The organism is Streptomyces endocoffeicus (assembly GCF_016741935.1).
Taxonomy (GTDB): domain Bacteria; phylum Actinomycetota; class Actinomycetes; order Streptomycetales; family Streptomycetaceae; genus Streptomyces; species Streptomyces endocoffeicus.
Window position 1 is genome coordinate 404,658 of sequence record NZ_JAERRG010000004.1, and the last position, 12,662, is coordinate 417,319.

The 12,662-nt window shown below is 67.7% G+C and carries 9 protein-coding genes, 1 tRNA gene and 1 pseudogene; 2 read left to right on the forward strand and 9 right to left on the reverse strand.

The window, feature by feature from the left end; genetic code table 11:
- Nucleotides 1–288: 288 nt before the first annotated feature.
- The 5 genes and pseudogenes from thrC to JK364_RS14360 form a co-directional block, all read right to left on the reverse strand.
- The gene (gene thrC / locus JK364_RS14340; RefSeq protein ID WP_230991895.1) at nt 289–1,407 is read right to left on the reverse strand and encodes a threonine synthase; all 1,119 of its coding nucleotides are present in this window, start codon (nt 1,405–1,407) and stop codon (nt 289–291) included.
- 114 nt (nt 1,408–1,521) lie between these two features.
- Nucleotides 1,522–2,814: a homoserine dehydrogenase gene (locus tag JK364_RS14345; RefSeq protein ID WP_201851301.1), complete on the reverse strand. Its 1,293-nt coding sequence runs from the start codon at nt 2,812–2,814 to the stop codon at nt 1,522–1,524.
- A 235-nt stretch (nt 2,815–3,049) separates the two neighbouring features.
- Complete coding sequence (lysA, locus tag JK364_RS14350; RefSeq protein ID WP_201851303.1) at nt 3,050–4,450, reverse strand: diaminopimelate decarboxylase; 1,401 nt, start codon at nt 4,448–4,450, stop codon at nt 3,050–3,052.
- A gap of 27 nt (nt 4,451–4,477) precedes the next feature.
- Complete coding sequence (gene nrtL / locus JK364_RS14355; RefSeq protein ID WP_307841272.1) at nt 4,478–5,710, reverse strand: ArgS-related anticodon-binding protein NrtL; 1,233 nt, start codon at nt 5,708–5,710, stop codon at nt 4,478–4,480.
- Nucleotides 5,710–6,190, reverse strand: a pseudogene (locus JK364_RS14360) (response regulator). The gene nrtL and the pseudogene JK364_RS14360 overlap by 1 nt, the downstream one beginning before the upstream one ends.
- 165 nt (nt 6,191–6,355) lie before the next feature.
- Between JK364_RS14360 and JK364_RS14365 the strand changes: the two are divergent.
- Nucleotides 6,356–6,427: transfer RNA gene (locus JK364_RS14365), tRNA-Arg, on the forward strand.
- A gap of 190 nt (nt 6,428–6,617) precedes the next feature.
- Here the strand turns inward: JK364_RS14365 and JK364_RS14370 are convergent.
- On the reverse strand, nt 6,618–7,250 hold the full coding sequence (locus tag JK364_RS14370) for a hypothetical protein (RefSeq protein WP_201851307.1): 633 nt from the start codon (nt 7,248–7,250) through the stop codon (nt 6,618–6,620).
- A gap of 413 nt (nt 7,251–7,663) precedes the next feature.
- Between JK364_RS14370 and JK364_RS14375 the strand changes: the two genes are divergently transcribed.
- On the forward strand, nt 7,664–8,332 hold the full coding sequence (locus tag JK364_RS14375) for a lytic polysaccharide monooxygenase auxiliary activity family 9 protein (protein ID WP_201851309.1): 669 nt from the start codon (nt 7,664–7,666) through the stop codon (nt 8,330–8,332).
- Nucleotides 8,333–8,496: 164 nt separating this feature from the next.
- On the opposite strand, the gene JK364_RS14380 is transcribed toward JK364_RS14375, so the two are convergent.
- The 3 genes from JK364_RS14380 to JK364_RS14390 form a co-directional block, all read right to left on the reverse strand.
- Nucleotides 8,497–8,910: a hypothetical protein gene (locus JK364_RS14380; protein WP_307841273.1), complete on the reverse strand. Its 414-nt coding sequence runs from the start codon at nt 8,908–8,910 to the stop codon at nt 8,497–8,499.
- Between the two features lie 1,804 nt (nt 8,911–10,714).
- Entirely contained in the window at nt 10,715–12,124 is a 1,410-nt protein-coding gene (locus JK364_RS14385) for an N-6 DNA methylase (protein ID WP_201851313.1), read from the reverse strand.
- Between the two features lie 60 nt (nt 12,125–12,184).
- Complete coding sequence (locus JK364_RS14390; RefSeq protein ID WP_201851315.1) at nt 12,185–12,427, reverse strand: hypothetical protein; 243 nt, start codon at nt 12,425–12,427, stop codon at nt 12,185–12,187.
- Nucleotides 12,428–12,662: the final 235 nt, after the last annotated feature.

The following is a 12,662-nucleotide window of genomic DNA, read 5'->3' on the forward strand; positions in this document are numbered from 1 at the left end:
GGCTCGGCGGGCCGGTCCACGCGGCCGCCGAAACCCCCACCACATCAGGCACCGGCCCTGGTCAGAGCCGGGTCGCGGCGTATCGGACCGGGGGCCCGGACCGGGGGCCCGGACCGGCCCGGCCCAAGGCGTACCGCGCCTTACCGGACCGGCCCGCTCCGGGTCGCATCGCGCCTTACCGGACCGGCCCGCTCCGGGTCGCGTCGCGCCTTACCGGGCCAGTCCGCTCCGGGTCGCGTCGCGCCTTACCGGAGCAGCCTGCTCCGGGTCGCGTCGCGGCACGCGGTGTCAGGCCAGCCCGAGCCGTACGGCCGCGGCGTCCGCGTCCACCGGGACCACGACGGGCTGCGGCGCGCCCGCCACCGCCCAGTCCGGGTCCTTGAGCCCGTTCCCGGTCACCGTGCAGACGATGCGCTGGCCCGGGTCGACCAGCCCCTGCTCGGCCGCCTTCAGCAGACCCGCCACGCTCGCCGCGGAGGCGGGCTCGACGAAAACGCCCTCCTGGGCGGCGAGCAGCCGGTAGGCGGCGAGGATCTGACGATCGGTCACCTCGTCGATGAGGCCGCCGGACTCGTCGCGCGCCTGCTCTGCGAAGGTCCACGAGGCCGGGTTGCCGATGCGGATGGCGGTGGCGATGGTGCTCGGCTCCTTGACCGGCTCACCACGCACGATCGGCGCCGCGCCGGACGCCTGGAAGCCCCACATCCGGGGCGTACGGGAGGCGCGCGGCTCGCTGTCGGCGAACGGCGCCGCGTACTCCGTGTAGCCCTTCCAGTAGGCCGTGATGTTGCCCGCGTTGCCGACCGGCAGCACATGGATGTCGGGCGCGTCCCCGAGCATGTCCACGATCTCGAAGGCGGCGGTCTTCTGGCCCTCGATCCGGGCCGGGTTGACCGAATTGACCAGCGCCACCGGGTACTTCTCCGACAGCCCGCGCGCCAGCGTCAGACAGTCGTCGAAGTTGCCGTCGACCTGGAGGATCTTCGCGCCGTGGACGAGGGCCTGGCCCATCTTGCCCAGCGCGATCTTCCCCTGCGGGACCAGCACCGCGCAGACCATCCCGGCCCGTACGGCGTACGCCGCCGCCGAGGCCGAGGTGTTGCCGGTGGAGGCGCAGATGACGGCCTTGGCGCCGGCCTCCTTGGCCGCGCTGATGGCCATCGTCATCCCACGGTCCTTGAACGACCCGGTGGGGTTGGCACCCTCGACCTTGAGGTGCACCTCACAGCCGGTGCGCTCGGAGAGCACCTGCGCGGGGACCAGCGGCGTACCGCCCTCGCGCAGGGTGACGACGGGGGTGGTCCCGCCGACCGGGAGGCGGTCGCGGTACTCCTCGATGATGCCCCGCCAGCCGTGCCACTGGCGGGTGCCGGACATTCGAGGCCCGGCGTCGGCGATTGCGTTCATGATTTTCCTTACTCTCCGCTCACCCTCTGTACGGCCTCAGCGCGGCCGCTACCCGGCGTCTGCTCGCCCACTGCTCGCCCACGACTCATCCTCCAGTCGCCCTCTACTCGCCTTCTACTCGCCCTCGACCCGCATGATGCTCGCGACATCGCGGACGGTGTCGAGCCGGCGAAGCGCCTCCACGGTCGACGACAGCGCGGCGTCGCTCGCGCGGTGGGTCACGACGACGAGGGACGCCTCGCCGTCCTTCCCCTGCTGGCGGACCGTATCGATGGACACGCCGTGCTCGGCGAAGACTGTGGCGACCTGCGCCAGAACTCCCGGTTTGTCGGCGACGTCCAGGCTGATGTGGTAGCGAGTGACCACATCGCCCATCGGGCTCACCGGGAGCCGGCTGTAGGCGGACTCCCCGGGTCCGGTGGCGCCCGCCAGCTTGTTGCGGGAGGCGGCGACGAGGTCGCCGAGGACGGCCGAGGCGGTCGGCGAACCGCCCGCGCCCGGCCCGTAGAACATCAGCTGCCCCGCGGCGTCGGCCTCCACGAAGACCGCGTTGTACGCCTCGCGGACCGAGGCGAGGGGGTGGCTCAGCGGAATCATCGCCGGGTGCACCCGCGCGGTGACCGACTGGCCGTCGGCGGCCCGCTCACAGATCGCGAGCAGCTTGACCGTACAGCCCATGCGCTTGGCGGAGGCGATGTCCGCGGCGGTCACCTCGGTGATGCCCTCGCGGTGCACATCGTCGAGGGTGACCCGGGTGTGGAAGGCGATCCCGGCGAGGATCGCGGCCTTCGCGGCGGCGTCGAAGCCCTCGACGTCGGCGGTCGGGTCGGCCTCGGCGTACCCCAGGGCCGTGGCCTCGTCCAGCGCCTCGCTGTAACCGGCGCCGCTGGAGTCCATCCGGTCGAGGATGAAGTTGGTGGTGCCGTTGACGATGCCGAGGACACGGTTGACCTTGTCGCCCGCGAGCGACTCGCGCAGCGGCCGCACCAGCGGGATCGCCCCCGCGACCGCGGCCTCGTAGTAGAGGTCCGCACCGCGCTGCTCGGCCGCGGCGTGCAGCGCCGCGCCGTCCTGGGCGACCAGCGCCTTGTTCGCGGACACCACGCTCGCGCCGTGGTCGAAGGCGGTGGTGATGAGGGTGCGGGCGGGCTCGATCCCGCCGATGACCTCGACCACCACATCGATGTCCCCGCGTTTGACCAGGGCCGTGGCATCGGTGGTCACCAGCTCCGCCGGCACCCCCTCCCGGACCCGGCCGGGGCGGCGCACGGCGATCCCGGCCAGCTCGACCGGGGCCCCGATGCGCGCCGCGAGGTCGTCCGCCTGCGTCGTCATGATGCGCGCCACCTCTGAGCCGACCACTCCACAGCCCAGCAGCGCCACTTTCAGCGGACGCGTACGCATCATCCGACCTCGTCTCTCATCCATCGCGTTAATGCATCAGCGCGTTAGTGCACCAGTCTCATGCACTGGACGGGATTTCCTGTCCCGGGTCCAGTATCCGAGATCTATTTCTCGCTAGCCGATTCCGCCGGCGGATTGCCGCTGGCGGGCCCCACCGGCAGGCCCCTACCAGCAGTCCCATACCAGCAGGTCCCGACCAGCGGATCCCCACCAACAGGCCCCCACCAGCGGAACCTCGCTAGCCGACATCGAGCCGCAGCAGATCCTCCTCCGTCTCACGCCGGACGATCTCGCGCGCCTGCCCGTCCCGTACGGCGACGACGGGCGGCCGGAGCGCGTGGTTGTAGTTGCTCGCCATCGAGCGGCAGTACGCGCCGGTGGCGGGGACGGCGATCAGATCGCCGGGCGCCAGATCGGCGGGCAGGAAGGCGTCCCGTACGACGATGTCGCCGGATTCGCAGTGCTTGCCGACGACGCGGGAGAGCATCGGCTCGGCGGTGGAAGCGCGGGAGACCAGCGCCACCGAGTACTCGGCGTCGTAGAGCGCGGTACGGATATTGTCGGACATCCCGCCATCGACGCTGACGTACGTCCGCAGCCCCGGCAGCTCCTTGACCGTGCCCACCTCGTAGAGCGTGAACGCGGTCGGCCCGACGATCGCCCGCCCCGGCTCGACCGACAGCCGCGGCACCGCGAGCCCGGCCGTGTCGCACTCCCGGTGCACGATGTCGCGCAGCGCCTTGGCGATCTCGTGCGGCTCGCGCGGGTCGTCCTCCGAGGTGTACGCGATGCCGAGGCCACCGCCGAGGTCGATCTCGGGCAGCTCGACGCCGTGCTCGTCCCGGATCTCCTTGAGCAGCCCGACGACGCGGTGCGCCGCGACCTCGAACCCGGACGTGTCGAAGATCTGCGACCCGATGTGCGAGTGGATGCCGATGAGCTCGAGCCCGTCGAGCTTGAGCGCCCGCCGTACGGCCTCGGCGGCCAGCCCGCCCGCGAGCGGAATGCCGAACTTCTGGTCCTCGTGGGCGGTCGCGATGAACTCGTGGGTATGCGCCTCCACACCCACGGTGATCCGGATCTGCACCCGCTGGCGCCTGCCGAGCCGCTGGGCGATGTGCGCGACCCGCACGATCTCCTGGAACGAGTCGAGCACGATCCGCCCGACGCCCTCCTCGACCGCCCGCTCGATCTCGGCGGTGGACTTGTTGTTCCCGTGCAGCGCGATCCGCTCGGCGGGCATCCCGGCGGCGAGCGCGGTGGCCAGCTCCCCGGCGGAGCACACGTCGAGGTTGAGCCCCTCTTCGTTCAGCCAGCGCACGACGGCGCGGGAGAGGAACGCCTTCCCGGCGTAGAACACATCGGCGTCGTCCCCTTGCTCCTGGAACGCCTCCCGCCAGGCCCGGCAGCGGGCCCGGAAGTCGGCCTCGTCGAGGAAGTACGCGGGCGTCCCGAACTCCTCCGCGAGCGTCTTGACGTCGATCCCGCCGACGGCCACGACGCCATCGGCGTTCCGGCCGACCGTACGGGACCACACGCGCGGATCGAGTTGATTGAGATCGGCGGGCGGCGCGGCGTAGTGCCCCTCGGGAAGGACATCGGCGTGGCGGGGCCCGGCGGGATGGGCGGAACGGCTCATGCTGTCTCTGCTGTCTCTCTCAAGGTCTTACAGATGTTCGGGTGCGCTGATGCCGAGCAGATGCAGGCCGCCGGCGAGCACCGCCCCGGTGGCATCGGCAAGGGCCAGCCGGGAACGGTGGACGGCCGAGGGTTTGAGCTGGTGGGAGGGGTCTCCGGAGGGCAGGACCGGACAGCCGTCATGGAACCGGTCATGGAACCGGTCATGGAACCGGAAGAAGGCATCGGCGACACCGACAAGATGCCGCGCGAGCCGATCGGGCGCACGGTGCCGGGCGGCGGCCTCGATGATGCGGGGATGATCGGCGAGGAGGCCGAGGAGCCCGATCTCGGCGGGGTGGTCGTACGCCCCGGACGCCGGCTCGGGCGTGACGCGGAGCTGACCCGCATTCCGCACGAGGGCGCGGGTGCGGGCGTGGGCGTACTGAACCCGGAAGAGGGGGTTGTCCTCGCGCTGCGAGAGAAGCCGGGCAGGGTCGACATCGGGCAGATCATGCCCGGCGGGCCGAAGCAACGCCCAGCGCGCGGCGTCGCCCCCAAGGGAACGGAGCAGATCAGCCCCGGAGACCGGAACGGCCCGCACGAGAGGCCCATGACCAGGAACAACGACTCCCCCGGCAGCGTGGACAAGCCCCCGCACCACATGAGCGACAAGGGCGGCCCGCACCTCGCTAGCTGACCCAAGCCGAACCGAAACCCCAGCGAGCAAATCGCTGTGCCCGTAGCGAGACCCCTGGGAGAGGACGTCCCGCACAAGCTGAGCATGGGAGGTGGCATCAAGAGTGATGTTGAGAAACCCAGGAGCGGCGACATCAACGCGGGCGATCCCGGGAGCGAGGACAAGCCGCCGCCGCAAAACCTCGGCGATAACGAGCGCATCCCCCTCACCCCCGGCCAGCAGCAGGGCGACATTGGTGGCGTAATCCCCACACCCAGGCCGAGGCGGCGTCCGCACCTTCACCCGCTCCGGCACGGCAACGCACAGCTCGTCGTCCTCAACGGCACGACGCACGGTGTGCAGCACAGTGCGGGAGAGCTGGGCGGGAGTCACGGGACCAGCGTATGGGAGGAGGGGGGTACGAAAGCGAACCGGTTTCGCCCTTCGGACGAGCGCACAACGAGGAGGTCGGGCCCCGGGCCCAAAGAGACCCGGGGCCCGACCGAACCCACAAAAAACCCAAGCCCCGAACAGAACCGAAGCCCAAGCCCCCCGGGCCGAACCGGAAGGAAAAGGCAGAGGCCCGGGCCTGGGGCCCACCACTACCCGGTGGGCCCCACAACCGGCTCGGCATCACCAGGCGCGGCCGCACCGGCCGCCCCCTGCCGCATCAGCCGCCGCACGAGCTCGACAAGATCGACGGGCTCGAAGGGTTTCGCGAGGAAGGCATCGACGCCCAGCGCCTTCCCGCTGTCCATCTCGTACTGCGTACACGCACTGATGATCGCGACGGGCACATGACACGTTCGAGCATCAGCACGCAGCCTCGACGCCGTATGCAGCCCATCAAGTCTGGGCATCACGACATCGAGAGTGATCACATCGGGCCGCACCTGGTGAACGATCTCCAGGCACTCGGCACCATCGGCCGCGGTCACGACCTCGAAGCCCTCCAGCTCGAGGTTGACCCTGATCAGCTGCCGGATGACCTTGTTGTCGTCGACGACAAGGACCCGGCCGGACAAGCCAGGCACATCCTGAAGAGTAGGCGCGCAGCCACGGCTGCGTCCGGGTTTTCCCCACTTCCGCCCCGTGCGAGGGACCTTTCCCCAAGACCCCTGCGCCCCACCCTCCACATGCGGTATACGCCCCTCCACTCCCACATCCGCCCCCCGATAAACGTTCATGACCACCCTCTGCGAGCTGATAGTGTTCTACCTGTCGCCGCGACAGCAGCGACAGGCGCAAGCCCCCGTAGCTCAGGGGATAGAGCAACGGCCTCCGGAGCCGTGTGCGCAGGTTCGAATCCTGCCGGGGGCACCTCGCAGCAGGTGCCAGCAGACCCCGCCATCAGCCCAGACGCTGAGCGCGGGGTCTTCGCATATGTGCGGCCGGATGCCGACGAACGCAGCCCGATGCCGACGATCACGCAATGACCACGTAATGATCTTAAAGGACAAATACACGGGTCACATGCGCTTTGAGCGCCGTGTCTGCACTGTCTCCTTCTTCAGCTGCCGTCGGCTGGATCGCTCCAGGTCACCGAAGAACTGGACGGCAACCAGACAGCAGGTGAGTCTCGGTCGAGGATCGGAGGCTCTTCGTGGACGGGCAGAGGCTCGCCATCTATGACGAAACCGAGAGACACCTGCACGTAGCGCAGGTAGTTGCGCACATCTCGGATCAGCCGTTCAGGACGCTGGCCTCCTGCCCCGCGCCGCCCTGCGTCGTAGACGAGACGCACTAACACTCGATACCGCTCACGCATCTCGGTGTCCGTGATCGAGAAGAGTTCGGTGAACATCCCACGTCGGACAGATTCCATCGCGTCGGCGCAACACACCCGCGCATGTTCACTCAGCCTGGGATTTTCAAGAGCTACGTCTGGCAGTGAGGGCAACCAGGCATAGAGATCGGCCAAGCGTTCAAGAAGCTGCTTGGCGGCGACCGCCGAGTTCTCCCGTTCCCTCTCAGCCCGCGCCAGTTGAGCGCTGGCGGCGTATTGCTCAGCTGCCAGTTGAGTCTGTGCGCTGATCGTCTTGTCGGTCTGCCAGCGCGCAACGAATACCGTGATGACGCCGCCAACGACGGTCCCCAGTAAGGCGCTGAGCGCTTGACTTATGAGATCATTCCAGTCCGTCACACACGACATGATCCGCAAATCGGGCTGCGCCCGGCAACGGGCGGCGCCGGCGTAGTGCCGCAGTTTTCCCTCCGCGTCGCGCAGCCTCGGTGGGTACCAGCCGCTGGACACCAGCGCGCGGTCTGTCCATGAACACGTGCCGACCAGAATCTCGCCCGTGCCCTGCCGACTACCCCGGGGGGGGAGCGCAACAGACAGGCCGTCGTGTGAATGGAGGGGTGAGTGACTGTTGGCCAACCGTTCCTGGACGCCCGGAAGTTCGAGGGCAGCTGGCATGAACCGCAACCGTCAGGACCTTTCAACGCCCGCCCCCGGCGCTACGTTTCGAGGGCTCATCGTTGGGGAAGCAGCCGGTTTGGGAGCGCTCCCACTCACTCTCCCACTCCCCCTAGGACGATGGAGGAAGATCGCAAATGATTTGTCATGAACGCGGCAATTCCTTACGTTGGGCATCTCGCGCCCTCGGCCTGCTGGCCGCGGCGCTGCTGTGCCTGATCCCGTGGTCCACCACCGCGAGCGCCCATGGATCCGTCGTCGACCCCGCGTCCCGCAACTACGGCTGCTGGCTGCGCTGGGGCGACGACTTCCAGAACCCCGAGATGGCGCAGTTGGACCCCATGTGCTGGCAGGCGTGGCAGGACAACCCGAACGCCATGTGGAACTGGAACGGGCTGTACCGCAACGGCTCCGCCGGCAACTTCCCCGCGGTGATCCCGGACGGGCAGTTGTGCAGCGGTGGCCACACCGAGGGTGGCCGCTACAACTCGCTGGACAAGCCGGGCGCCTGGCAGACGACGAAGATCGGCGGCAAGTTCACCGTCAAGCTGTACGACCAGGCCAGCCATGGTGCGGACTACTTCAAGGTCTATGTGAGCCGCCAGGGCTACGACCCCACCACCCAGCCGCTCAAGTGGAGTGACCTGCAGCTGGTCACCACGACCGGCAAGTACGCCCCCAGCCAGAACTACTCGATCGACGTCAGCACCTCCGGCTACACCGGCCGCCATGTCGTCTACACGATCTGGCAGGCGTCGCACATGGACCAGACGTACTTCCTGTGCAGTGATGTGAACTTCAGCTGAGCGGCACCCCACGGCTCAGGCGTCCGCACAACGACCCCGCCGGACGCGCCCTGTCCGGCGGGGCCTCGGATTACCTCGATCACCGGCCGGGCGGAGACCCCGGGAAATACGGTCAGCAGACAGCTCACGAAAGAATGATGAACAGACCTCCGCAATGGACGTCGTCACGCCGATCCAGGGGCGTCGGGGAGTTCGAGAGCCTCGTGATGATGCCAGAGCAGATGGCGGTCACCCCTGCGTAACTCCGCATCTCCCCATTCAAGGCGCAGGACACCCCTGTCCATGGAACACGCATAGGCCAACAGCACCAAGCTGAAGTTGGGGTCGAGCTGATTCAGATCATTGTGATAATCATGCTCTTGTAGCTCTTCGAGCCCTAGGTCCAGCTCCGCTTGCATGGGTTCGGGACCATGGCGGCGGATCAGGTCGGCTCGGAAGCCCACCGCACGGCGAAGCCGAGCGGCTGTGACCGGGACGTCTCGCTTCGCATAGCGGATCGGGTAGAGCACCTGCCCGGTGACGACCATGACCGTACGTGCCTGAAGGCGCATCGGAGTGGCGCCCGGAAGTTCGGCCAAGCCCGCCGCCAACTCCTCGTACTGAGAAGCGTGAAGGCCGTGTCCGTAGGCTTCTAGCGTCTGAGTGTGTACCCCTTGATGACCATCCCGTGCTCGTTCATGAGCTCGGACAATGCACTTCGGTATCACCTTCGACAGTGGAGCTGCCAACTCACCGAAGACGCCCTGCGACCACGAAGTGCCGACCGGTTGCGCCATTTCCGTTCCTCCGCTCGCACTCGTGGCACTGTCAGAGGCAACTTCCCGCATCCCGACGATGACTTACCTTCAGAAGCTCCGCAAGGGCGCGCAGCGGGACTACCAGCGCCTGTCGGCGTGCCGACGAGGTCGCCCCTCGAATTTTCGCCCGTTGAAGCGTCTCCGGGGCCACACCTGTCTGTTCTTGCCCATTGGCCCCTCTGGCCAGTCCGCTACCACTGAGGCAGCCCCGGAACCCGGGCGCCGGACCAAATCTGGACCGCTATTCGAGACGATCGGAGCCCCGCTAATCGCTCCCTTGGGCGTCCTGTTCAAGTGTGGACACGATCATCCTGATGGCTCCGAGTCGTTGGCGGGGCAGCGGCTGTCGTTCCAGGGCTGTGAGCTCGAAGGGATTCATTACGCAAGCCGGTAGGTGTCACACCGTCCAAGAAACGGTCCAGCAGCTTGCCGCGCAGGCTGTGGAGAACCTCGTTCTCCACATCTGCGGCTCGTGCCCGCCGATAGAGCGCCTTCGCGAACTGAGCGAACCGCTCACGAACCCCCAGCGGAGGCCACCGGATCAAGACTTCCGCGAACGCACGTCGACTGAGTTCACGCCCACCCACACCCTGAGAAGCCGCTGTCAGTGCGGCGCTTCGGGAACGGATCTCGTGAAGCAACCAGTACCCGTCAGCTGCGTTCTCAGGGCGCAGGGTGAGGACACCACGGCCGGGGACGACCGGCATAGCGTTCACGGCGACTTGCACACCGTCCTCCCTGGCAGCCACCAAGAGCGAGGATGGAGGGCAGTCTGCGGCTCCCTCGGTAGAGGCGAGACTCGCCTCTGTCCGATACAGGTAAGGCACGACGCTTCGGAAAATGTCCGCGGGAGCCGCGAATGCCATCCCCGTCTCATGCGGTCTATTGCCCGATTGTGGACGCGGGCGCGAGGCGGCCCCGGACTGCATCTGCGCCAAAGTGCCGAGGGCTCGCTCAGGCCAGTCTTCGCCTGCCTCCGCATCAACAACGAATTGTGCGTCGCTCAAGGCCACCGCGCATTCGGCTATGCGTGCGTTGACCGCCACCTTCGCTTCTATTGTGTGCATCGCGCGTACGAACGCCGCTCGAGGCCCGGCTGGAGGCAGGGGCACGGGGAGGTCTCGCAGAGCGGCCAGACTCAACGTGCGCTGCAAGGTGGATCCAGTTGCCCGGCGTTCGCACCAATCTCGGACGTACGCCGACCCGAGCCATAGCCTCAGCCAGTCAGCTCCCAGATGGGCGCCAGGGCGCAGCACAGCGACTGTCCGGGACGCGTTCCAGCCGTGCTGGTCGTCGGTGACCACCGCTGCTTCCCCGACCCTCCCCACCAGGACCACGACCACGTCCCCGGTCCGAAGTTCGCTGCGCGGGTTCGCCTCGTGGATCCGTGCTGCGATGCGCCTTGGGTTGTTGCTGCTGAGGTGTCCGTGCTGGATGTCCGAGGCCCGGACCATTCGGACGCCGTCTTCCACGTGAGCGCCCGGACGAGTGATCCCGTAGCTGAGCACCGTAACCAGCTCACTCAGCTTTCCGAGTGCCCAGCCTTCGGGAAGCGCACGCAACCGGTCCTCAAGGAGTGACGATGTCACACGGGCCCCAGAAGATCGCGAAGCTCACGTTCGAGACGATGAGAGGTCTCGAAGTGCTCGTACAGCTCCTTGGTCAGGTCAGCCACGCGCTCACGCCCTTCCTGAGCCGGGGACGCGGGTGTTGGCACGCCGACGTGGTGGCTGGGCAAGACGTCGTATTCACTGGCCGCGATCTCGGCGGTCGGCACTGACCGACACCAGCCGGGCACGTCCTCGTACGGTTCCGCCCCTTGCGCTCCCCACCAGGCGGCGAAGGTGTCCGCGATGTGCGTGATCGCCTCGTCCGGCAGATTGCGGCGGCCCCGCCCAGCGGTCAGCGCCGCGTCTCGCGCGTCGATGAACAGGAGCTGCTCCCTCCGGTCGGGCTTCTTGCTCCTGCCGAAGACCCACAGGGTCACGGCATTGCGCACATGAGGGATCAGCCCCGCGGGCAGCTCGACGACACAGCTCAGGAGATCGTCGTGGATGAGTCCCGCGCGAATAGCGCGCTCCGCCGTCCTGGTCCCCGAGGCGGCGCCTATGGGCAGAAGAACTGCGGCTCGCCCTGAGTCAGACATCTTGCTGACAGCGTGTTGGACCCAGGCGAAGTTGGCGTTCCCGGCCGGCGGTGGCCCGTAGAACCACGGATGTCCGTAACGTCCCCACCGCCCGTCGTCCCAATGGGACTGGTTGAAGGGCGGGTTCACCATGACGACATCGAAGTGCGTCCGCGTGAACCCGTCGTCGAGGAGGCTGGACGACACCTTGGCGATGCGGGCCCTCGCTCCGTGCACCTCGAGGTTCATCGCCGCGATGGCCTGGGCCGACTTGTTCTGTTCCTGCCCGTATAGGCCGAGGCTGTCGCCCTGCCCCCCGGCCGACTCCACGTGGGCGCGGGCCTGAAGGAGCAAGCCTCCGGAGCCGCAGGCTGGATCGTAGACGGTCTCCCCTGCCCTGGGATTCACCACCATGGTCATGAGGTGGACGATCTGCCGCGGCGTGTAGTACCGGCCGCCCTTCCCAGTCATCTGCGACTGGGCCTGAAGGCACATATCGAAGAGAGCCGCGGGATCGGAGGCGGCAGCCACCAGGTCGAACAACGGCCCCAGCTGGAAACCGCGCACCCCCTCCAGGGAGGGAACGGCCAGATCCATCGCCTCTCCGGCCTCCGATTCCCACCGCCGAAGCCCGCCCCGGATCCATACCTCCAGATCTTGGGGGTGCCACGACCTCAGCTCCCGAGCCACCTCCCAGGCGCCAGGCACCTCGGCAGATGTGCCGCTTCCGTGGCCGGATTGGGCAGCCTCCGCCTTGTGGCGAAGCAGGATCAACACCATGGCGAGGCTCAGCGCGTCATCCGGGCTCATGGCTCCGCTCAGGGCGTCAAGCGCCTGTGCGAGCGACGGGCCTTCCAGCGTCCTCGCCACCCTTGCCACCGCCGTTCTCGTTCTCGTCCTCCGTTGACCTGCCCCATCATGCCCGTCGACTCAGCGGGACTGCAGATAGTTCACGATCAAGAACTCCACCCCGACGACAGCGACGAACACACAGCCCCCCGTCGCCACGGCCTGGTTGACGCTGCCCGTGCTCGCCATCTGCCAAATCCCCGCCACCAGCGCACAGATCACCGCGATCGCGACGATGAGCGCGACGGCCATGAGGCGCATCCGGTCCACATCTCCCCCTAAATCCTTTTTGGGTAGCTCAAAACGAAGCGTCAGTGGACCCACGCACCCCTCCACCGTGCCGCACGCGACTGTACACGACCGAAGCAGTCCGTTGGGGATCCTCGCAGCAGTCCGTTGGGGTTTGCTTCACGCTCGACCGCGCACTCAAAGTGGATGTGGTGAATTAATAAATTCGTCCCGCGCCGCACATCTGCCGACCGCTTCAGGAGCTATCCGTCGGGCGCACCTCCGCCCGGCGCCCGAGCCGATACGATCTGTGCCGGGGATATCGCTGCCG

Bases quoted from the DNA above. Each gene is read 5' to 3' on its own strand.
- JK364_RS14345 (WP_201851301.1), bottom strand. From the start codon at position 2,814: ATGATGCGTACGCGTCCGCTGAAAGTGGCGCTGCTGGGCTGTGGAGTG.
- thrC (WP_230991895.1), bottom strand. From the start codon at position 1,407: ATGAACGCAATCGCCGACGCCGGGCCTCGAATGTCCGGCACCCGCCAG.
- lysA (WP_201851303.1), bottom strand. From the start codon at position 4,450: ATGAGCCGTTCCGCCCATCCCGCCGGGCCCCGCCACGCCGATGTCCTT.
- JK364_RS14375 (WP_201851309.1), top strand. From the start codon at position 7,664: ATGATTTGTCATGAACGCGGCAATTCCTTACGTTGGGCATCTCGCGCC.